Source organism: Kitasatospora sp. NPDC056651 (assembly GCF_042792155.1).
Taxonomy (GTDB): domain Bacteria; phylum Actinomycetota; class Actinomycetes; order Streptomycetales; family Streptomycetaceae; genus Kitasatospora.
Genome location: NZ_JBHTWX010000082.1, coordinates 12,023 through 33,623 on the forward strand (window position 1 = coordinate 12,023; position 21,601 = coordinate 33,623).

Genomic DNA, 21,601 nt, shown 5'->3' on the forward strand with positions numbered 1-21,601 from the left:
CGACAGGACAGCTGGTCCACATCGCGGGCCGCCGTGCCGATCCTGGCGCGGCGGCCCGTTCGCATGAGGTAAGGCTTGCCTTGCTTTTTGGTCATGGCTGCCCCTACGCTCAAGTCCTCAGACAACCTGACAACCTGAGGACTTAGGGGCTGATCATGACTGACCTCCATGACCTGACGCTGGCCGAACAGGCCGCGGCGGTCCGCGCGCGCACCGTCTCACCGACCGAACTGGTCGACCACCACCTGCGCCGGATCGGAGAGCTGGACGGCGTGCTGGGCGCCTACCGGACGGTCGACGCGCCCGGCGCCCACCGGGCCGCCCGCGCGGCCGAGGCCCGGCTGGCCGCTGCCGGAACGGGGGCCGCCGGTGGAACGGGGCAGGGCGACGGGGCGGGGGAGGGCGATGGACTGCCGCCCCTGCTCGGCGTGCCCCTGTCCGTGAAGGACACCTGGCCGGTCGCCGGGCTGCCGTTCACCGCCGGCTCCGCCGCCTTCGACGACCGCGTCGCCCCCGCGGACGCCGCCGTGGTCGGCGCCCTCCGGGCGGCCGGCGGCGTACTGCTCGGCACCACCACGGCCGCCGAGTTCGGCTGCTCCGCGTACACCGAGACCACCCACGCCACCGCGCGCAGCCCCTACGACCCCACCCGCGGCGCCGGCGGCTCCAGCGGCGGGGCGGCCGCCTCGGTCGCGGCGGGGCTGGCGGCCGGTGCCCTGGGCAGCGACGGCGGCGGCTCGGTCCGGATACCGGCCGCCGCGTGCGGAGTCGTCGGCCTCAAGCCCAGCCGGGGACGGGTGACCCCCGCCCCCGGGACGGACGCCCTCGGGCTGGCCACCGCCGGCCCGCTGGCCAGGACGGTGCTGGACGCGGCCCTGCTGCTGGACGCCATGGCGGGCAGCACCCCGGGCGACGGCAGCACCCTGCCCGCCGTCCCCGCCGGGCACTTCCGGTCCTGCGCCGAACGCGAGCCCGGCCCCCTGCGGATCGGGATCCTGCCCCCGGCGGACGGCTGGCACCCCGAGGCCGCGCTCGCCTGCCGCCGCACCGCCGACCTGCTCGCCGACCTCGGCCACCGGGTCGAGGAGGCCCCGCCGTTCGACCCGGCCGAGTACCTGCCGGACTTCACCGTGCTGTGGAGCGTGCTGGCCGCCGCCGTGCCCGTCCCGCCGGAGCGGGAGGAACGGCTGCTGCCGCTGACCCACTGGCTGCGGGCCCGGGGCGAGGAGCACGGCGCGGTCCGGCTGTACGCGGCGACGGCCTCGCTGGCTGCCACCGCCCGGACGATCTGCCGCCGCTACGAGCGGTTCGACGCGGTGCTGAGCCCGACGACGGACCAGCCGCCGCTGCCGGTCGGCTCGCTGGCCGATCCGGACGACCCGGAGCGCACCTACGCCCGGATGCTCGCCGTCACCCCGCGCACCCCGGTGGCGAACCTCACCGGCCGGCCCTCGATCAGCCTGCCGCTGCACTGGACGCCGGACGGTCTGCCGATCGGTGTGATGCTGACCGCCCGGCTCCACCAGGAGGGCCTGCTGCTCGCCCTCGGAGCCCAGCTGGAACGGGCCCGGCCCTGGGGCCACCACGCCGCCCGGCAGGCGGCCGTCCTGGAGCGGGCCCGGCAGACGGCGGCGCCGGAACAGGCCCGGCAGACGGCGGCGCCGGAACAGATCCGGCAGACGGCGGCCCGGCCCGAGCGGAGCGCCCGGTGAAGCGCGGCAGGCTGGCGTTCCTGACCGGCACCCACATCGTCAACGACCTCTACCAGGGCGCCGTCCCGGCGCTGCTGCCCTTCCTGATGTCCCAGCGGCACTACAGCTACACCGCCGTCTCCGGCATCGCCCTGGCCGCGAGCGGCCTGTCCAGCGTCATCCAGCCGCTGTTCGGCCTGCTCGTCGACCGCCGCCCCCGCGGCTGGCTCATCCCGGCCGGCTTCCTCACCGCCGCCGCCGGCATCACCGGCGCGGCCATGGCCGACAGCTACCCGCTCACCTGGCTCTGCGCCGCCCTGGCCGGCATCGGCATCGCCGCCTACCACCCGCCCGCCACCCACCAGGCCCGGATCGCCGGCGGGCAGTCCCAGCGGGCGATGAGCCTGTTCTCCGTCGGCGGCACCCTCGGCGCCTCGCTGGCCCCGGCCCTGGTCACCCTCGTGGTCGGCTCGTACGGCCTCGGCGGCGGCTGGCTGCTGGCCGTCCCCGCGCTGGTGACGGCCGCGCTCTGGGCGGCGCAGGCCCGTCGGCAGCGGGGCCGTGCGACGTCGACCCCGACACCCGCCCGGGCCGCCGCGGCGAGCTCCCACCGCGACGACTGGCGGGCGTTCGGACGGCTCGCGGCGACCACGGTCGCCTGGTCGATCCCCTACGTGACCGTCACGTCGATGCTCGCCCTCCACATCCAGCGCGACCTCCACGGTTCGACCGGGCTCGGCGCCGCCGCGCTCACCCTGCTCACCCTGGCCGGGGCGGCCGGCACCCTGCTCGGCGGCTGGCTGGGCGACCGGCACGGACGGCTGGCCCCGATCCGCACCGGCTACCTGCTGGCCGTCCCCGCCCTCGCCGCCGTGGCCTTCGCCCCCTCCGCGGCCGTCGCCGTGGCCGGAGCGGTGGCCTTCGGGCTGGCCATGTTCCTGCCCTTCGCCCCGCAGGTGACCCTCGCCCAGGACTACCTGCCCACCCGGCCGGGCACTGCCAGCGGCCTGACCCTCGGACTCGCCATGTCCGTGGGCGGTCTGGCCGCCCCGGCGCTCGGCCGCCTGGCCGACGCCCACGGCCTGCGGACCGCCCTCGCCGTGGTCCTCGGCGTGCTGGTGGTGGCGCTCGGCTGCGCGCTGTGCCTGCGCGACCGGGTCCTGACGGAGGCCGAACCGGGGGACGGGCCGGAGGAGGGACCGGCCGGGCCGGCTGCCGAGCCGGTGACCGGGGGCGCGGTATCCGGGTGACGACGGGGCTGGCGGTGCGGCCGGGGCGGGACGGGGCTGACGGTGAGCCCGCCCCGTCCCGCCCCGCCCCGTGCCCTGGCGGTTCCGGTCAGGGGCTCACCGTCACGGTTTCACCGTCAGGGGCTCACCGTCACGGTGATGGTCTCGGGGCTGCCGCTGGTGTCCTGGTACACCGAGTCGCCGCTGTAGACGGCGGTGACGGTGTGGGCGCCGGTGGTGCCGAAGGAGGTGACCAGCCCGGCGGCGGCGCACCTGCCGAGGGAGAGGAACAGCCGCCCCGTGCCCAGGGTGGTGTGGGTGGTGGCGTCCGTGAACGTGACGGTGCCGGTGGGCGTGGCCGTGGAGCCGGGGCCGGGGCAGACGAGGTCGCCGAGCACGACCGGCCGGCCGGTCCGGGGGCTCTGCGGCATCGCGGTCAGCAAGGTGGTGACCGGCTTGCCCACGGTGTACGTGACGATCACCTGGCCGTTGTGGTTCGCCGTCCCGACCGTGGACAGGGCGTAGGACGTTCCGGTGCCGGACGGGGCGGCGAAGCTGCTGCCCCCGCCCCCGCCGCCCCCGCTCGCGTCGGTGCCGGTGTTGTTGACGGCGCCGCTGCCGCCGCCCCCGCCGGCGAAGTACCCGCCGCCGCCTCCCCCGCCGGCTCCGGTGGCCGTGGCGGCACAGCCGCCGTCGATGCTGCCGCCGGTACCGCCGGTGCCGACCGCCGCGCCGGAGAACCCGGCTCCCGGGCCACCCGCCGTGGCGCTGCAGAACGAAACGGTGCCGTGGGCCCCGCCGGTGCCTCCGGTGCTCGTGCTGGTACTGCCGCCGCCCCCGCCCTGCCCGGGCGAGGCCCCGGGGCCGGTGGCGGTTCCCGTGGTGCCGCCGGTGGCGTCCGGCGTCCCGCCGTCGCCTCCGGCCCCACCCGCGAAGCTGCCGCCGGTGCCGCCGGCCGCGCCGCCGCCTCCGGCGACCACCAGGAAGGAGCCCGCGCTGACGCTGGAGGCGCCGCCGCCGCCCGGGCCCTCCGCCTGGAAGCCGGTGACCGAGATGCCCCCGCCCGGGGCGCCGCCGTTGAACCCGCCGGCCCCTCCCGTGCCGGTGCCGTTGCAGCCCTTGCCTCCGGTGCCGCCGACGTTGATGGTGAGCGTCGTCGGGGAGGCGGTCTTCGGGAGGGTGGTGACGACCCGTGCCCCCGTCCCGCCCGTGCCCGTGACGGAGCACGGGGTGCCGGTGTCGTCCGCGCCGCCGGCGCCGTCGGCGGTGATCGTGACCACCGCGTTCGCGGGGACGGCGAGGCTCTGCGGGGCCCCGGTGAAGGTGTAGGTGAACGTCGGGTCGCCCCCTTGGGCCGATGCCGGGGTGAACGCCGGCCCGGCTCCCGTCAGCCCGGCCCCGGCCGTCCCGGCTCCCGCTGACACGGCGGCCGCAGGGGTCAGCCCGGTGCCGGACAGTGCCATGAACAGTCCCGCCACCACCCCTGCCCGCCGCCACTGCTCGCGCCGGTCGGCGCCGGTGCGGGTTTGACTCCGTCCGGCCTCCGCGCCGGGGAGGGACTGTTCCGGGGCGTGCTGTCTGGTCACTGCTGTCTCCTGACGCTCTGGCGTGGGGTGGGGCTCCGGGTGATGACGGACCACGCGTCCTGCCGACGGGTCGTCACAGCGGCCGGACGCTCCCCGGATCTGCCACCGCCGGCACCCGTCAGCCCGGAACGCCCGAGGCCGGTGACGCTCGCCGGGGTGCTCCAGTGAGGTGCCCGGCTGTCCGGGCCGCGAGCACAGCGTGACGGCTGGACGGCCCGGGTGCCCCCGATTGCTCCGATAGGCGGCATGTCACACCGGTACGCGGGTCGGCTGATGAAACACGACAGGAGGTGTCGGGTTTCGGCGGGAGAGTGGGGGACCGTCGGCCGGTGCCGCCTCGGCGCCGACCGGGAACGACGTACGGACACAAAGGACCCCCATGCGCGAGACCCCCGACGAGCTCCACCGCCTCCAGGCGCTCCTGGACACCTCCCTCTCCCGCTCCACCGCGCACCTGCGGTCGATCGTCAACGACGAACGCACGCTCACCGCCGAACAGCTCACCCGCGTCCTCACCGGCATGTGCACCCTCGCGCTCTCCACCGTCACCGCGAAGGGCGAGCCCCGGATCAGCGGCGCCGACGGGCACTTCCTCCACGGCATGTGGCACTTCGGCACCGCCCGCACCGCCGCCAAGGCCCGTCACCTCGCCGCCCGCCCCGCCGCCAGCGCCGCACACATGCGCGGGGAGGAGCTGGGCGTCTTCACCCACGGCACCGTCGAGGTCCTCAACCCCCAGGACGGCGAGCCCGCCGCCGACTGGCCGGAACTGCTCGCCTACTTCCAGGACTTCTACGGCCGGGACACCTTCGACTGGGACAACGACGTCGTCTACTACCGGCTGCGCCCGCACTGGATGACCGTCTTCGCCGCCGACCCCGCCGCACTCGGCCTGGGGTGACGGCGGGTCCGGCGCGTCCCATGCCGAGGTAGGGCAGCGCCGCCCGGCGGCGGTCAGCGGTGCGCGGTCGGCCGGGGTGAGCCGGGCTCCTCCCCGGCCGGGTCGGTGTCGGCCTCGGCCCCGGGTGTCCCGGGTATCCCCGCCCGCGGGCGACGCCCCGGGCGGCGGCCCCGGGCGGGCCGCCCGAGGACGACTCCGGCCAGGACGAGCGCCAGCCCGCACAGCTGCTGGGCCGTCAGCACCTCGCCGGCCACGGCCGTGCCGAGCAGCACGCCCGTGACGGGGTTGAGCAGTCCGATCAGGCCGACGGTCCCGGCGGGCAGGTGCCGCAGCCCGGCGAACCAGGCGGCGAAGGCCAGCGCGGTGGCGACGAGGGTGACGTAGCCGAACGCGAGGAGCGCCGACGGGGAGAGTGCGGGCGGAGGGCCCTCGACGGCCGCGGCGACGGGGAGCAGGAACAGTCCTCCGGCGGTGAGCTGCCAGGCGGTCGAGGCGAGCACGTCGGTACCGGTGTTCCACCGCTTGGCCAGGATGTGGCCGAAGGACGACACCAGCATGGCTGCGGCCGAGACGAGGACCCCCGGCACGCTCACCCCGCCCGCCCCCGTGAGCAGCATCAGGCAGACGCCGCCGAGCCCGATCGCGGCGCCGGCCAGGTGGGCGGTGCCGGGCCGCTCGGAGACGAGGCTCCAGGCGATGAGCATCATCGCCAGCGGGGACACCGCCATGACGGTCGAGGCGATGCTCGCGGGCAGGAGTTGGGAGGCGGCGTAGACGAGCACGAAGAACACGCTCACGTTGAGCAGCCCGAGCATCGCGGACCGCCACCACCAGGCACCGCGCGGCCGCCGCCGGCATAGGCCCAGCAGGACGAGTCCGGCGGGCAGCGCGCGCAGGGCCGCCCCGTAGAGGGGACTGCCGGGTGGCAGGAACTCGCGGGTGACGTAGTAGTTGGCGCCCCAGGCGACCGGCGCGACGGCGGTCAGCGCCACCCAGCGCAGATTGGCTTCCATGGAAGGCAATATAGCTTCCCAGGAAGCTACTATGGTGCGCATGCACGAACCGCAACCGCCGGACCGCGTGGCCCGCATCCAGGCCGACTGGCGCCGCGAACGCCCCGACCTCGACGTCTCCCCGCAGGGCGTGATCGGCCGGCTGCACCGCCTGGCCGACCACCTCACCGACGAGCTGCGCCTCGTCTACGGGCACTACGGCCTCAGCGAGGGGGAGTTCGACGTCCTGTGCGCCCTGCGCCGCGCCGGCGAGCCCTACGAGCGCGCACCCGGCGAACTCGCCGCACACACCATGGTCACCACCGGCGCGATGACCAAGCGCGTCGACAGCCTGGAACGGGCCGGACTCGTCACCCGCCGCCGCTCCGACGACGACCAGCGCGGCCGCATCGTCGCCCTCACCCAGCCCGGCCGCGAACTGATCGACCGGGCGTTCACCGACCACATGCGCAACGAACGCCGCCTGCTGAGCCTGCTGACGCCCACCGAGAGCACCGCGCTCGAAGGGCTGCTCACCACCTGGCTCTCACACGTGGAGAACGCGGCCCCGTCCGGCAGCAGCTGACCCGGTCGGGAGCCCCGGCCTCCGGCGACAGGGCGATGACAGTGAGGCGCCCGCCGGGGGCACGGGTGGGTTCCGTGGCCCGGCGGGCGCCGGTGACGTGGGTTGTCGGGTCAGGTTGTCCGGTCGGATCGGTCAGCGGTTGCGGCGGCGCCTGCTGAGGCCGATGGCGAGGGCCCCGATGACCAGCAGCACGCCCGCGACGGCGGTCGCGGTGAGGACGGCGGCGCCGGTGTGGGCGAGCGGTCCGGACGGCTTGGGCGCTGCCGGGGTGGCGGGGCCGCCGGGGTTGCCGGGCGTGGCCGGGTCGTCGTGCTCGACCTTCACCGTGGCGGTGGCCTCGGGAGAGGCGATCGCGCTGTTGCCCGCCTTGCCGGTGGCGGTGGCGGAGTTGACGACCTTTCCGTGGGTGGCGTCCTCGGCGGTGATGGTGTGCGGCTTGGCACCGCACTCCATCACCTCGCCCGGGGCGAGACTCGTCCTCGGGCAGGTCACGTCACCGGCGGTGGGGTCGTCGACCTTGATGTCGGTGACGGTGAGGGTGCCCTGGTTGGCGACGGTGAGCTTCCAGTCGATGCGGTCCCCGGCGTCGGTCTTCCCGTTCCCGTTGACGTCGGTGACCTCGGCGGACTTGGTGAGGCCGAGCGCGCCCTGTCCGTCGGAGGGAACGGTGACCTCGGACGGCGGGGACACCGGGGGTTCGCCGCGCGGCGGGGTGCCGGTGGCGGTGGCCGTGTTCCTGATCGTGCCGGCGTCGACGTCGGCCTGGGTGACCTTGTAGCCGGCGGTGCAGGTGACGGTGGCGCCGGGCGCGAGCGAGGACGCGTCCTTCGGACAGGCGAGGGGGGACAGCTTGCCGTGCCCGGTGAACTCGCCCTCGGTGACCTTGACGTCCTTGATGGTGACGTTGCCGGTGTTGGTGACGGCGAAGTCGTAGGTGACGGTCTCACCGACGACGAGCTTGCCGGGCTTCTCGGTCTGCGCGGACTTGACCACGGTCAGCGCGGGCTTCGGTGCCTGCGGCAGTTCCACCTCGGACGGCGGGGACACGGGGGGTTCGCCGCGCGGCGGGGTCCCCGTGCCGGTGGCGGTGTTCTTGACGGTGCCGGCGTCGACGTCGGCCTGGGTCACCACATAGGTGGCGGCGCAGGTGACGGTGGCGCCGGGTGCGAGAGCGGTGGCCTCCTTCGGGCAGGTGACGGGGGAGAGCTTGCCGTGGCCGGTGAACTCACCCTCGTTGATCTTGACGTCCTTTAGCGTGACGTTGCCGGTGTTGCGCACCGCGAAGCTGTAGGTGACGGTCTCGCCGGCGACCAGCTTGTCGTCCTGGCCGCCGGTGGTGGCCGACTTGACCACGGACAGGCCGGGTTCGTCGGTCGTGGTCACCGTCGTCTCGGACGGCGGGGACACCGGCGGCACACCCTTGGGCGGGGTGCCGGTGGCGGTCGCGCTGTTCTTGACCGAGCCCGCGTCCACGTCCGCCTGGGTGACGGTGTACGTGGCGGTGCAGAGCACCGTCGCGTTCGGGGCCAGGGAGGCGGCCGCGTCCTTGGGGCAGACGACCGGCGACAGCTTGCCGTGCCCGGTGAACGGGCCCTCGGTGACCTTGACGTCCTTCAGCGTCACGTTGCCGGTGTTGGTGACGGCGAACTTGTAGGTGATCTCCTCACCGGCGACGAGCCTGCCCGTGGAGGAGGTCTTCACGACGGCCAGGGCCGGCTTCTCCGGTGCCGGGACGACCGTCTCGGAGGGCGGGGACACCGGCGGTTCGCCGCGCGGCGGGGTGCCGGTGGCGGTGGCGCTGTTCCTGATGGAGCCGGCGTCGACGTCCGCCTGGGTGACGGTGTACGCGGCGGTGCAGGTCATCGACGCGCCCGGGGCCAGCGAGGAGGCCTGGTCGGCGGGGCAGTCGACGGGGTCGAGCTTGCCGTGGCCGGTGAACTCGCCTTCGGTGACCTTGACGTTCTTGAGGGTGACGTTGCCGGTGTTGGTGACGGCGAAGTCGTACGTGACCCGCTCGCCGACGACGAGCTCGTCCGGCTTGCCGCTGTGGCCGGTCTTGACCACGGACAGGCCGGGTTCGTCGGTCGTGGTCACCGTCGTCTCGGAGGGCGGGGAGACCGGCGGTTCGCCGCGCGGCGGGGTGCCGGTGGCGGTGGCGGTGTTCCTGACGGTGCCCGCGTCGATGTCGGTCTGGGTGACGGTGTAGGTGGCGGTGCAGGTCATGGTGGCGCCGGGGGCCAGCGAAGAGGCCTCGGCCGTCGGGCAGGTGACGGGCGACAGCCTGCCGCTGCCCGTGAACTCGCCCTCGTTGACCTTGACATCGTTGAGGGTGAGGTTGCCGGTGTTCTTCACCTCGAACCTGTACGTGATCTCCTCACCGGCCACCAGCGTGCCCGTCGAGCTGGTCTTGACCACGGACAGGCCGGGCTCGTCCTTGGTGCTCACCGTCGTCTCGGAGGGCGGGGAGACCGGCGGTTCGCCGTGCGGCGGGGTGCCGGTGGCGGTCGCGCTGTTCCTGACCGAGCCCGCGTCCACGTCCGCCTGGGTCACCGTGTACGTGGCGGTGCAGGTGACGGCGGAACCCGGGGCGAGCGAGGCGGCCTCCGCCGGGCAGGTCAGCGGGTCGAGCTTGCCGTGGCCGGTGAACTCGCCCTCGGTGACCTTGACGTCCTTCAGCGTCACGTTGCCGGTGTTGGTGACGGCGAAGCCGTACGTGATCTTCTCGCCGGTCACGAGCTTGTCGGTGGAGGAGGTCTTGACGACCGTCAGCTTCGGGTCGCTCGGCGACGGGACGATGACCTCGGACGGCGGGGACACCGGCGGTTCGCCCTTCGGCGGGGTGCCGGTGGCGGTCGCGCTGTTCTTCACCGAGCCCGCGTCCACGTCCGCCTGCGTCACCGGGTAGGTGGCGGTGCAGGTCATGGATGCGCCCGGGGCCAGCGAGGCGGCCTCGGCCGTGGGGCAGGTGACCGGCGACAATTGGCCGTGGCCGGTGAACTCGCCCTCGGTGACCTTGACGTCCTTCAGCGTCACGTTGCCGGTGTTCTTCACCTCGAACGTGTAGGCGACGTTCTCGCCGACGACCAGCTTGTCCGGCCGGCTGCTGCTCGCGGTCTTGACCACCGACAGGCCGGGCTCGTTCGGCGCGGTCACGGTGGTCTCGCTCGGCGGGGAGACCGGCGGCTCACCGCTCGGCGGGGTGCCGGTGGCGGTGGCGCTGTTCTTCACCGAGCCGGCGTCCACGTCTGCCTGCGTCACCGTGTACGTGGCGGTGCAGAGGACGGAAGCGCCCGGGGCCAGGGAAGCGGCGCCGCTCGGGCAGGCGACGGGGTCGAGCTTGCCGCTGCCCGTGAACGCGCCCTCGGTGATCTTGACGTCCTTCAGCGTGACGTTGCCGGTGTTGGTGACCCGGAAGCCGTACGTGACCTTCTCACCGGCGACGAGCTTGTCGGTGGAGGAGGACTTGACCACGGTCAGCGCGGGGTCGCTCGGCGCCGGGACGGTGACCTCGGACGGCGGTGAGACCGGCGGCGGACCGGTCGGCGGATTGCCGGTGGCGGTGGCCGAGTTCTTGATGGAGCCCGCGTCGACGTCGGCCTGCGTCACCGTGTAGGTGGCCGTACAGGTCATCGACGCACCGGGAGCCAACGAAGCGGCCTCGGCGGCGGGGCAGGTGGCGACCGGCGGGGTGCCGGTACCGGTGAACGCGCCCTCGGTGACCTTGACGTCCTTGAGCGTGACGTTGCCGGTGTTGGTGGCCACGAAGCTGTACGTGACCTGCTCGCCGAGAACGAGTCTGTCCGGCCGGCTGGTGGTGGCGGACTTCTTGACCGACAGGGCCGGCGCCGACCTCTGTGCCGGCACGGTCGCGGTGGCGAAGGCGGGCGGGCTGGTCATGCCGACGTCGTTGGTCCCGGTCGCGGTCGCGGTGTTCGTCACCGACCCGGCGTCCACGTCGGTTTGCGAGACGGTGTGGGTCGCCGTCGACGTGCACGTGACCGAGGCGCCGGGGGCCAGGCCCGGTGCCGGCGGCTTCGGGCAGGTCACGGCACCGAGGGCCGGGTCGTCGACCGCCACTGACACGAGGGGTGTCGACCCGGTGTTGGTGACCGCGAACGAGTAGGCGACGGTGTCACCGACCTTCGCGCCCGTCTGGTCGGCGGCCGGGGTGACCGTCGCGGTCTTCTTCAGCGACACCGAGGGGGCCGGGCACAGGACGCTCGGCCGGACCTGCGCGTCGAAACCCTCCGCGTTCGCACCGGACTTGATCTGCACGGCGATCGTGTTCAGGCCGGTCTGCCAGTTGTTCTTCAGCGTCGTCTGCGCGGCGTTCGCCGTCGTGAAGCCCGCGTAGTAGTAGACGCCGGTCATTTGCCCGGCCGGCGGCGGAGCGGTCAACGTGGTCTGCGGGAGACCCGTCGTCTGCTTGGACTGGGCGACCCCGTTGACGTACACCTCGGCCACGGCGTTGTCGGCGAGGAAGTTCATCGACAGCGCGAAGGCGGACGGACTGACGGACGGGGAGAGGTCGAACTGGTAGCGGTAGTACCAGTCACCGTTGGTCGGACCCTGGTCCGGTGCGGCCTTGGTCTGCTGTGAGATCCACTGCGCGTTCTGGTAGGGGCTGGCAGCCCACACGCTGGGGACCAGGTTGGCCACGTTGGCCGGGGCGAACATGGCACCAGCCGGCGGCGGCGCGACCGAAGCCGTGGCCGCGAAGGGACCGGCGACCTCCCAGTTCGCGTCCTTCGCGCCGTCGGCGAGGACGCCACCGGTTGCCGCGTCGTACCCGGTGTTGAAGATGTTCGGGCTCGTCGTGCACGTGACGGTCGGCACGGCTGCCTGCGCGGGCACCGGGGTCAACGCGGTGACCGCGACGCCGATCGTGGACGCCATCAGTGCCAGTGCGCCCACCACCGCTCCCGACCGGAGCCTCCGCGCCCGGTGTCGTCCCGGGCCGCGCATCATGGCGGTCATTCGGCAACCTCCGGCGTCTGCCGCGATGTGCCGCCGAGCGCGTACGGGGTGGATCGCTTCCACCGTCTCGACCACGTCATTGCGGGAACTCCCCTCCAGGCCGCCACACGCGCGGCTAGGGCAGGACCGCGGTGGCAGCGATGTTCGACAAGAGACGTACTTCTGGTGGCAGAGCAAAGCACTGATTTGTAAAAGGTTGGTACATTTAGTCAAATACCGGCGTTTCGCCCAACTTCTCGAACCGACGTCTCCGGGGTGGCTCCGGGCGGCCTAGGATCACCAGCGGACGAGCCGATGGAATGCGGGCGAACCGAGGGCAGGGGCGCGAACATGCGGGGGAGCCGGACCATCGCGCTGCTGCTGCTCCTCCAGGGCCGGCGGGCGATGACCGCCGCCGAGCTCGCCGCCGAGCTGGAGGTCTCCGAGCGCACCGTTCAGCGGGACGTCGCCGCGCTGGTCGAGGCCGGGGTGCCGGTGTACGCCGAGCGCGGGCGCGGCGGGGGCTACCGGCTCGTCGACGGCTACCGCACCCGCCTCACCGGCCTGGAGCGCGCCGAGGCCGAAGTGCTGCACCTGGCCGGACTCCCGGGCCCGCTGCGCGACATGGGCCTGGCCGGGCACGCCCTCGCCGCCCGGCTGAAGGTCGCCGCCGCGCTGGGCGACGCCCCCGCGACCGCCGGCCGGCGCTTCCACCTCGACGCACCGGCCTGGTTCCGCGAGGCCGGGACCCCGCCGCTGCTCGCCGAGGTGTCGCGCGCCGTGTGGCAGGAGCGCGTCCTGCACGCCCGCTACGCGGCGCGCGCCGGCACCCGGGAGCGGCGGCTGGAGCCGTACGGCCTGGTCCTGAAGGCCGGGCAGTGGTACCTCGCGGCGCGCGGCGCCTCCGGCCGGGTCGGCACGTACCGCGTCGACCGCTTCGAGAGCGCCGAGGCCGCCGACGAACGGTTCGAGCGCGACCCGGAGTTCGACCTCGCCGCCTACTGGGCGGCGGCGGCACGGGAGTTCACCCGCGCCATGCTGCGCGAGCGGGCCGAGGTGCGGCTGAGCCCGACGGCCGTCGGAAACCTCGCCGCCCTGCTGGAACCGGTCGCCGCCGCCGACGCCCTCGCCACCGCCGGCCCCCCGGACACCGACGGCTGGGTCACCGTGACCCTGCCGGTCGAGAACTGGGAGATCGGCTACCTCGAACTCCTGCGCCTCGGCCCGGAAGCCGAGGTCCTCCACCCGCCCGAACTGCGCGCCCGCCTCGCCGAGGCGACCCGCCGCGCCGCCGCGCTCTACGGGTGAGCGTCCCGGCGGCGTCGGCTCACGCCGCCAGCTCGGGCGCGCCGGCCTCCCGCCGCAGCGGCGCCGCGGTGGCGAGGGGCCCGGCCGGCAGCGGGCGGCCGAGCAGGAGGAGGTCCGGCGCCGGGACCCCGTACGTCAGGACCCGGTCGGCGTCCCTGGTGTGCTGGACCGTCATGTCCAGAACGCCGGGGAAGCGGGTGCGGGAGCAGGTGCGCCACTGGACGGCCGCGACCCAGCCGGTGGCCATGGCGATCCCCGCGTAGGCGCGGGCGCGCCCGTCGGGCCAGGTCGGGTCGAAGGCGCGGCCGTGCCGGTCGACGCACCAGGCGTGGCGGGACATGGTGCCGTCCTCCTCGATCGCGTACCCCTCGGCGTACGCCAGGCCGGGCGAGCGGCGGGCGACGCGCCACGCGTTGGGGAAGCCGGCGCCGCCGTTGCCGCGCCGGGGCATGCCGACCGGCCAGGGCGACGGGGTCTGCAAGCGCCCCTGGGCGAGGACCACGGCCTCGGCGGTCAGCCTGCCGCGCTCGGCCCTCGCCCGCAGCGCGCCGACCAGGACCCGCTCGTGCAGGGAGGTCTCGGCGTTCTCGATGGGGGCCACGTTGGCCAGTCTTCTCAACGCCCGGGAGCCGCGCGAGGAGTGCTACGCCATCCGGTGCGCCCGGTGAACACCGCACCCCGGCAGGCCCCTTGGCGTGACGCGCCGCCGAACGGGCCGGGCGCCGGCCGAACACCTGCCGATCCCATGCCACTTCGGCAGCCGGGACGTCCCGGAGCCGCCGGGCCCCCGCCGGTGGCGCCGAGCGCTACGTCGGCGGGTCCTGAGGCGGGTCCTGAGACGGGTCCGGGAGCAGGTCCTGAGGCGGCTTCGCACCGCCCGACGGTGGTGGGGGAGCCTCGTCCTCCCGCCCCTCCCGCCCCTCCTCAGCCGACGGCAGCTCGTCCGGCAGCGGCATCGCCGGGTGCCTCGGCACCCGGTTGGGGCCGCGTGTCCCCCGGCCGCGCTGGTCGCGCCAGCGGCCCTGGTCGTCCCGGCGGATCCTGCCGCTCATGGCGTCCTCCTCGTGCTGGTCGAACCCCCATCGTGGCGCGCCCGTTCCACCCGGGGGCACGATTTCGGTCACGGGCCACGGGCCACGGGCCACGGGCTCCCGCCGACGAGCGGCCGGGGGCCGGACGCCGGGACCCTGTAGCACCCGCCCGCTCGCCCGCTCGCCCGCCTGCCCGCCGTCAGCCGGAGCGGCGCGTCAGCGGATCCGCTCCACGACGAAGCCGGCGCGCTCCAGCCAGGCCACGGCCGCCGCCCTGCCGCCCGAGAACTCGCGGTTGGTGAGGGCGCGTCCGTACTCGTAGCGGTGGGCGACCCCGGCGATCGCCTTGGAGTCGTAGGTGTGCCCCTCGTGGTGCAGCACGTAGACGAGGGCCCTGCCGAAGCCGTACGTCTCGCGGAACGCGTCGGCTCCGGCCCGGTCGCACTCCTCGATGGCCCTGATCACCGATTCCCGGCTGAGGATCCCCTTGTTCATGGGCGGCATCGTAGGGCCTACGTCTCGGCGGGGCGGGTGAATCCGTAGGCCCGCTCGACCTTGGCCACGTGGAGCGCGTACGAGGCGTACCAGTGCTCGCGCCCGTGCTCGCGGGCCAGGACGTGGTCCGCGTGTTCGCGCCAGGCGGCGATCGAGGCCTCGTCCTTCCAGTACGACACCGTGACGCCCAGGCCGTCCGCGCGGCGGGCGGAGTCGATCCCGAGGTAGCCCGGCTGCTCGGCGGCCAGTTCCATCAGCCGGTCGTCCGTCTCCTGGTAGCCGTTGTCGCCGGGAGTCCGGAGGGCGGTGAAGATCACGGCGTAGTAGGGCGGGGCGGGCAGCGGGGCGGGCGCGGGATCGGTCACGGGAGTGGTCACGGGGTCCTCCGGCGGACGGTACGGGCGGGGTGGCGTCTCAAACGATCCCGTGCGCCCCGCCGGCCCCACAACCCTCCTGTCCGATCATCGACGAACGCTCCACATCGCTCCACAACGCTCACCGGAGCGCCACCTCGACGCCGAGCTGCCCCAGGGCGGCCTCGGCCCGTCGGCCGGCCTCCGCGCCGGTGGTGCCGGTGGCCACGACGCTGCCGATGACGTCCACGTTGTCCCGGGCCCGGCGCACCCGGTCCCCGGCCTCGGCGTGCACCTCGACCTCGACGGTGCCGGGCACCCGGGCGGCGAGGTCCCGGCCGTGGACGGCGACCAGGCGCCCGGTGTCGGGGGCGGTGAGGTAGCGGGAGGCGGCGCCACCGAGGTGGCGCACGGTCAGGTCGGGCGCCCGGCCGGTGTGCAGCCGGACGAGCTCCCGGGGCAGGTCGAGGCCGGTGGACTCCTTGATCAGCCGGGTGATCCAGGCGCCCGGCATCCGGGCGTTGACCTCCACCAGGCGCGGCCCGTCGGGGGTGAGCTTGACTTCGACGTGGGCCGCGCCGAAGTCGTGCCCGATCGCGTCGAGGGCGGCCAGGGCGGCGGCGACGGCCTCCTCCCGGACGGGTTCGGGCAGCACCGAGGGGAAGGTCTCGCCGAGTTCGACGAAGTACGGGTGCGGGCCGAGGGACTTGTCGGTGACGCCGAGCACGGTGCGTTCGCCCGGTCGGACCGTCAGGACCTCGACGCTCAGTTCCGGTCCGAGCAGGTACTCCTCGACCAGGGCGCCGGGGCGGCGGGCGCCGCCGCGGAAGTCCCGGGGGTCGGCGGTGATCCCGGCGAACTGGGCGGCGACCTCGGCGGGGGTGCGGCACAGCCGCACCCCGATGCCGGCGGCGTCGGTGAGGGGTTTGACGACGCAGGGCAGGCCCAGCTCGTGGCCGGCCGCGACGGCCTCCTCGGCGGTGCGCGCCCAGTGCCACCCGGGGGTGGGGACGCCGGCCTCGCGGCAGGCCTGCCGGGTGAGCTGCTTGTCGCGGGCGAGGCGGGCGGCGCGCGGGTCGAGGCCGGGCAGGCGCAGCCGCCGGGCGGTCTCGGCGACCACCGGGACGTTGTAGTCGTTGGTGGTGAACACCCCGCGCAGGTCCGGCACCTCGGCCAGGGTCTCGGCCACGGCGGTCGGGTCCTGGGTGTCGCAGAGCACGACGCGGTCGGCGAGTTCGCGCCAGGCGGCGCGGTCGGCGGCGGTGTGGGCGTAGGCGTGCGGGTCGCGGGCGAGGAAGACGGTGGTGAGCCCGAGCTCCTTGGCGGCGGCCAGCGGGGCGCGGCCGATCGGGGACAGCCAGGTCTCCACCACCGCGAGGGTGCCGGGCGGGCTCACGCGCCGCCCGCCTTGCGCGAGCGGGCGTACTGGTGGAGCAGTTCGGCGCCGATCTCGGCGGCGAGCAGCGCGGTGATCCCGGAGACGTCGTGGGCGGGGCAGACCTCCACCACGTCGAAGCCGACCGGCCGCAGGGTGCCGACGCCGCGGACCAGGGCGAGCACCTCCCGGGCGGACAGGCCGCCGGGCGCGGGGGTGCCGGTGCCGGGGGCGAAGGCCGGGTCGGCGACGTCGACGTCCACCGAGACGTACAGCGGCAGGCCGGCGGCCCGCTCGTGGAGGGCGTCCAGGACGGGGCGTACGCCGTCCTCCATGACCTGGTCGGCGGTGACGATGTGGACACCGCGCTCGCGGGCCCACTCCAGCGAGTCGACGCGGGGGGTGTGGCCGCGGATGCCGGCCTGCACCAGCGCGCCGGGGGCGATCAGGCCCTCCTCCAGGGCGTGCCGGAAGGGGGTGCCGTGGTGGAAGGTGCCGCCGTAGACCGGGGGGTAGGTGTCGGAGTGGGCGTCCAGGTGCAGGACGGCGAGCGGGCCGTGCCGCTCGTGGGCGGCGCGCAGGGCGGCGAGGGTGAGCGAGTGGTCGCCGCCGATCATCAGCAGGGCGTCGTTGTGCCGGGCGAGGTGGCGCAGCCGGTCGGTGGCGTCGGCGACGGCGGCGTTCATGTCGTACGGGGACAGGTCGATGTCGCCGGCGTCCACAGCGCGGATCAGGTCGAAGGTGGCGTGCGGGCGGTCGACGCCGGTGCCGTGCAGCAGGACGGATTCGGCGCGTACGGCGCGGGGGCCGAAGCGGGCGCCGGGGCGGTAGCTGGTGCCGCCGTCGTAGGGGGCGCCGATCACGACGACGTCGTAGCCCTCGGGGGCGGGGTGGTGGGCCAGCCGCATGAAGGTGGGCAGTTGGGCGTAGCGGGGGGAGGTGACGGCGTCGATCCGCTCCGTGCTCACGCGGGGAGTCCTTTCAGGAAGTCGTCCAGCGGGATGTCGTCGGGGTGGGCGGGCCCGGCGACCAGGGTGTCGTACAGGGCGTCCAGGGCCTGCCGGCGGGCCTGGCGGACGCGGTCGGGGGCGGTGCCGTGCGCGAGGAAGAGGCGGTCCAGGGCGCTGGTGGTGCCGGAGCCCTCGTGGACGCCGAGCTTGGGCCGGCGGACGGTTTCGGCGGGCAGCACGTCGGCGGCGGCGCGGCGCAGCACCCACTTGTCGATGCCGTCGCGGTGCTTGAGGCCGGCTTCGAGGGGGAGCAGCGTGTCGAGCACGTCGCGGTCCCAGTAGGGGTGGGTGGTCCAGTGTCCGGCGATGGCGGCGAGGGTGGGGCTCATCTCGTTGAGGCCGTCGAAGTGGGCCATGTCGTGGGCGACCAGGTCGTCGAGTTCGGGCAGGTGCCGGGCGTGGCGGTGCATGCCGCCGAGCGGGATGTCGGCGCCGTAGCCGGTCAGGATGCGCCGGGGCGGCCCGTCGAGGCGCCGGTAGAGGGCGACGAGGGGCAGCAGGTACTCGATGATGTCGGGGTCGGTGACCTCGGCGGCCCAGACGGCCCAGGGGAGTTCGGCGAGGAGTTCGCCGGTGGTGAGGGTGATCTCGGTGTGGCGCAGGCCCGGGTGGCGGGCGCCGAGGTGGTCGGCGACCAGGCGGGCGGCGGCGAACTCGTCGCCGAGGTCGGTGCCCATGGAGACGGTCTCCAGGCCGTGCCCGGCGCCGGCGGCCAGGGCGGCGACGGTGCTGGAGTCGATGCCGCCGGACAGGACGGCGGTGGGGGTGCCGGCGGCGGGCAGGCGGGTGCGGACGGCCCGTTCCAGGGCTTCGCGGGTGCGGGTGACGGCCTGGTCGGGGGTGGGCAGGTGGCGGGCGGGGGAGGGGGTCCAGGTGGTGAAGGTGCGGGCGGCGCCGGTCTCCAGGTGGAGGACGGCGGCGGTGCCGGCCGGGACCTGGCGCACCTCCTGGCTGCCCCGCACCGGCAGCAGGCCGGCGGGCGGGGTGCCGGTGTGGTCTCCGGGGTGCAGCAGGGCCTTGGCTTCGGTGGCGAGGCGTACGGCGGCGCCGGTGCGGTGCAGGTAGAGCGGCACCCCGCCGGCGTGGTCGGTGGCGGCGAGCAGCAGGGGGCCGTCGCACAGCAGGAGGGCGTAGCGGCCGTTGAGCATCCGCAGGACGTGTTCGCCGTAGCGGGCGTAGGCGTGGGCGAGCAGTTCGGCGTCGCCGCCCTCGTACGGGCCGGTGCCGGTGCCGGTGCCGACGCCGGTTCCGGTTCCGGCTCCGGTGCCGAGGCCGGTGGCGCGGGCGAGTTCGGCGCGGTTGTGGAGTTCGCCGGCGAGCAGCACGCTGACCCGGCCGGTGTGGGCCCGGGCGGCACCGTCGGGGTGTTCCTCCAGGGCGAGGGTCCAGCCGTCCCAGGCGTGGCCCAGGGCCCGGTGGTGCAGGGGCGTCAGGTGGCCGCGGGCGGCGAGGCGCGGTTCGCGGGGTGTGCGGGGCAGGTCGCCGGGGGCGGCGGCCGCGGTGACGGCGAAGGCCACCGCGGCCGGGGTCACCGACGCGTTCGTCCGGTGGATCATCAGATGCTCAGCGCCCCGAAGCCGCCGGTGCGGAAGTCGTAGGCGATGGGCACTTCGATGAGGAACGGCCGGCCCAGCTGGGCGCCCTTGTGGAGTGCGGCGAGCAGGTCCTCGCGGTTGTCGGCGCGGGTGGCCTCGACGCCGTTGGCCTCGGCGAGGGCGACGAAGTCCACGCCGGTGAAGCGGATCGCGGGGTCGTGGGAGCGCTGGTGGCCGAGGTTCTGGTAGAGCTCGATCAGGCCGTTGGTGTCGTTGTTGACCACGACCATGACCAGTGGCAGGCCGAGGCGGGCGACGGTCTCCAGGTCGGCGCTGTTGGAGTGGAAGCCGCCGTCGCCGGCGATCAGGAAGGTCGGCTCGCCGGGCCGGGCCAGCTGGGCGCCCATGGCGGCGGGCAGGCCGTAGCCGAAGCTGGAGCAGCCGGCGGAGGTGAGGAAGCCGTAGGGCTGGTCGGCGCGGGCGAACAGCACGCCGTAGTGGCGGAAGAAGCCGATGTCGCTGACGACGGTGCCGCGGCCGGGTCCGGCGGCCTGTTCCAGGACGGTGTTGACGGAGTCGACGACCTGGTGGACGCGCATGCCGTCCTCGTACTCGCGCGGGTCGGCGAGGAGTTCGGCGATCCGCGCGCGCAGGCCGCCGATGTCGTGCGGGGTCTTGGGGGCGAGGTGGGCGGTGGCGGCGTCCAGGGCGGTGACGAAGTCGGCGACGTCGGTGACGACGTCGACCGCCGGGCGGTAGACGCGCGGGACGGGGTTGGTGGTGGGGGCGACGCGGACCTCGGTCTTGGCGGCGCCACGGGTCCACATGGAGGGGCGCAGGTCCTCGGCGTAGTCGTAGCCGACGGTCAGGACGAGGTCGGCCGGGCCGAAGAGCTCGTCCAGGGCCGGGTAGTCGAGGATGCCGTCCATGTAGCCGGTGACGGCCCCGTAGTTGAGCGGGTGGGCGTGCGGCAGGACGCCCTTGGCGATGTAGGTGGTGATGACCGGTACGCGCAGCCGTTCGGCCAGGGCGCGGAGGCCGGCCACGGCGCCGGCGCGGATCGCGGAGGCGCCGACCACCAGGACGGGGTGCTCGGCGTGGGCGAGCAGTTCGGCGACCTCCGGCACCAGGGCCTGCCAGTGGGCGTCGACGGTGGCGGCGGGCCGGGCGTGGCGGACGGGGGCGCCGGGGTGCGGGGCGTCCTCGGGCAGCGGGGCGCCGAGCAGGTCGACGGGCAGGCTGATGAAGCCGGGGCCGACCGGTTCGGTCATCGCGGCGGTGACGGCGGAGTCGACCAGGTCGGTGATGTCGGTGGGGCGTTCCAGCTGCCGGGCGTACTTGGTCAGCGGTGCCATGACGGCGACGGAGTCCACGCACTGGTGGGTGTCGCCGGGGAAGATGTCGTAGGACTCCGACTGGGCGGCCAGGGCGAGGACGGGGCTGCGGTCGAGGAACGAGGTGGCCACGCCGGTGGACAGGTTGGTCATGCCGGGCCCGAGGGTGGCGAAGCAGGCCTGGGGACGGCCGGTGAGCCGGGCGAGGACGTCGGCGGCGACGCCGGCGGTGAACTCGTGGCGGGTCAGGACGAAGTCGAGGCCCTCCACCTCGTCGAAGAGGATGGAGGCGGCCTCGCGTCCGACGACGCCGAAGACGTGCCGCACGCCGTGGGCGTGCAGGCGCTCCAGCAGGGCGACGGCGGTGGTGCGGCCGGTGGTGGGGGTGGTGGAGACTCGGGACACCGGTGAGCCTTTCTCCTGGGAGATTCCGTACGGGATTCCGGGCTGAGGGCGTGCGTGATTCCGGGTCGAGGGTGTGCTCGGGGAAGTGCGGGCGTTGCCGCCGGTGAAATCCGCGCGCTGTGGCGCGGCATGTGGCACGGCATGTCGAATTCGGTGGGCGGGGCGACCGGGGTTGCCGGGTGCGAAATTCCGAATTTCGTCGAAGTGGATCGAAGCGGAATGTGCCGGTCCGGTGGGGCCCGGCCCCGTGACGAGCCAATCTGCCTGCGGTGAAGGGAAGTTGGCGAGTGGGATGCCCCGGTCCGTCGGGCAGCCGCCTCCTAGTCATGACTATCACCGTGCGGGAAGGTTATGCGCGTCTTTCGCGTGATCTGGGTCACGCGCTCGCCGTAGATTTCCGGACGACCCGTACCGGAACGGCCAATAGGCGACCGGTCGTTGCAGACGTCACTCTGTGATCTGTACACTCCGGTGCATCACTATGCGGCACCCAGCCAGAAAGCGCTTCGGCCATGCCTCACACCTCTCCCAAGGGTTTTCAAAGCACCGCTGCGAATATCGGGGCGAGAGCGGGGGCGGAGAGCGGAATCGCCGACCCTGGCGCGTGAAGGCCGGTTCCTTCCGCGGCGCCTGACCGGCGCGCGGGGCGCACCGCACGGCCCCGCCGGGGTGCGCCCACCGCTTTGACGCGCTCACATCACACCAGTACGGCGCAGCGCCATCACGCACGACCAGGCACCACACGGCACCACCAGGCACCGACGCCCGGCGTACCCGCTACCCGCACACGCCGCGGCCGCGGACTCCCGCGAGC

The 21,601-nt window shown here is 74.5% G+C and carries 16 protein-coding genes; 5 read left to right on the forward strand and 11 right to left on the reverse strand.

Annotation, left to right across the window (positions count from 1 at the left end):
* The first annotated feature begins 155 nt into the window (after positions 1–155).
* Together ACFRAR_RS27290 and ACFRAR_RS27295 are read left to right on the forward strand one after the other, a co-directional pair.
* Positions 156–1,712: an amidase gene (locus ACFRAR_RS27290; RefSeq protein ID WP_380700846.1), complete on the forward strand. Its 1,557-nt coding sequence runs from the start codon at positions 156–158 to the stop codon at positions 1,710–1,712.
* Positions 1,709–2,941 (forward strand): MFS transporter, encoded by a 1,233-nt coding sequence (locus tag ACFRAR_RS27295; RefSeq protein ID WP_380700847.1) that lies wholly within the window; start codon positions 1,709–1,711, stop codon positions 2,939–2,941. Before ACFRAR_RS27290 ends, ACFRAR_RS27295 begins: the two co-directional genes overlap by 4 nt.
* A gap of 116 nt (positions 2,942–3,057) precedes the next feature.
* Here the strand turns inward: ACFRAR_RS27295 and ACFRAR_RS27300 are convergent, their stop codons facing one another.
* On the reverse strand, positions 3,058–4,506 hold the full coding sequence (locus ACFRAR_RS27300; protein ID WP_380700848.1) for an Ig-like domain repeat protein: 1,449 nt from the start codon (positions 4,504–4,506) through the stop codon (positions 3,058–3,060).
* Positions 4,507–4,885: 379 nt separating this feature from the next.
* Between ACFRAR_RS27300 and ACFRAR_RS27305 the strand changes: the two genes are divergently transcribed.
* Complete coding sequence (locus ACFRAR_RS27305) at positions 4,886–5,407, forward strand: pyridoxamine 5'-phosphate oxidase family protein (RefSeq protein WP_380700849.1); 522 nt, start codon at positions 4,886–4,888, stop codon at positions 5,405–5,407.
* Positions 5,408–5,460: 53 nt separating this feature from the next.
* Here the strand turns inward: ACFRAR_RS27305 and ACFRAR_RS27310 are convergent, their stop codons facing one another.
* Positions 5,461–6,420, reverse strand: a complete 960-nt coding sequence (locus ACFRAR_RS27310; RefSeq protein ID WP_380700850.1) for an EamA family transporter — start codon at positions 6,418–6,420, stop codon at positions 5,461–5,463.
* A 40-nt stretch (positions 6,421–6,460) separates the two neighbouring features.
* Here ACFRAR_RS27310 and ACFRAR_RS27315 point away from each other — a divergent pair, with 40 nt between their 5' ends.
* A complete protein-coding gene (locus ACFRAR_RS27315; protein ID WP_380700851.1) occupies positions 6,461–6,985 on the forward strand; it encodes a MarR family winged helix-turn-helix transcriptional regulator in 525 nt (174 codons plus the stop codon).
* 132 nt (positions 6,986–7,117) lie between these two features.
* Here the strand turns inward: ACFRAR_RS27315 and ACFRAR_RS27320 are convergent, their stop codons facing one another.
* The gene (locus tag ACFRAR_RS27320; RefSeq protein WP_380700852.1) at positions 7,118–11,881 is read right to left on the reverse strand and encodes a hypothetical protein; all 4,764 of its coding nucleotides are present in this window, start codon (positions 11,879–11,881) and stop codon (positions 7,118–7,120) included.
* Positions 11,882–12,292: 411 nt separating this feature from the next.
* On the opposite strand from ACFRAR_RS27320, the gene ACFRAR_RS27325 reads away from it, so the two are divergent.
* Complete coding sequence (locus ACFRAR_RS27325) at positions 12,293–13,249, forward strand: helix-turn-helix transcriptional regulator (RefSeq protein ID WP_380700853.1); 957 nt, start codon at positions 12,293–12,295, stop codon at positions 13,247–13,249.
* 19 nt (positions 13,250–13,268) lie between these two features.
* Here the strand turns inward: ACFRAR_RS27325 and ACFRAR_RS27330 are convergent, their stop codons facing one another.
* From ACFRAR_RS27330 to ACFRAR_RS27365, 8 genes are all read right to left on the reverse strand, one after another.
* A complete protein-coding gene (locus tag ACFRAR_RS27330) occupies positions 13,269–13,850 on the reverse strand; it encodes a hypothetical protein (protein WP_380700854.1) in 582 nt (193 codons plus the stop codon).
* A 205-nt stretch (positions 13,851–14,055) separates the two neighbouring features.
* Positions 14,056–14,301, reverse strand: a complete 246-nt coding sequence (locus ACFRAR_RS27335) for a hypothetical protein (protein WP_380700855.1) — start codon at positions 14,299–14,301, stop codon at positions 14,056–14,058.
* A gap of 195 nt (positions 14,302–14,496) precedes the next feature.
* Positions 14,497–14,775, reverse strand: a complete 279-nt coding sequence (locus ACFRAR_RS27340; protein ID WP_380700856.1) for a hypothetical protein — start codon at positions 14,773–14,775, stop codon at positions 14,497–14,499.
* Positions 14,776–14,792: 17 nt separating this feature from the next.
* Complete coding sequence (locus ACFRAR_RS27345; RefSeq protein ID WP_380700857.1) at positions 14,793–15,152, reverse strand: antibiotic biosynthesis monooxygenase family protein; 360 nt, start codon at positions 15,150–15,152, stop codon at positions 14,793–14,795.
* A gap of 118 nt (positions 15,153–15,270) precedes the next feature.
* Entirely contained in the window at positions 15,271–16,524 is a 1,254-nt protein-coding gene (locus tag ACFRAR_RS27350; RefSeq protein ID WP_380700858.1) for an ATP-grasp domain-containing protein, read from the reverse strand.
* Positions 16,521–17,411 (reverse strand): agmatinase, encoded by an 891-nt coding sequence (speB, locus tag ACFRAR_RS27355; RefSeq protein ID WP_380700868.1) that lies wholly within the window; start codon positions 17,409–17,411, stop codon positions 16,521–16,523. The genes ACFRAR_RS27350 and speB overlap by 4 nt, the downstream gene beginning before the upstream one ends.
* Positions 17,412–17,467: 56 nt before the next feature.
* The gene (locus ACFRAR_RS27360) at positions 17,468–19,069 is read right to left on the reverse strand and encodes an asparagine synthase-related protein (protein ID WP_380700859.1); all 1,602 of its coding nucleotides are present in this window, start codon (positions 19,067–19,069) and stop codon (positions 17,468–17,470) included.
* Positions 19,069–20,787: a thiamine pyrophosphate-binding protein gene (locus ACFRAR_RS27365; protein WP_380700860.1), complete on the reverse strand. Its 1,719-nt coding sequence runs from the start codon at positions 20,785–20,787 to the stop codon at positions 19,069–19,071. The genes ACFRAR_RS27360 and ACFRAR_RS27365 overlap by 1 nt, the downstream gene beginning before the upstream one ends.
* Positions 20,788–21,601 lie beyond the last annotated feature (814 nt).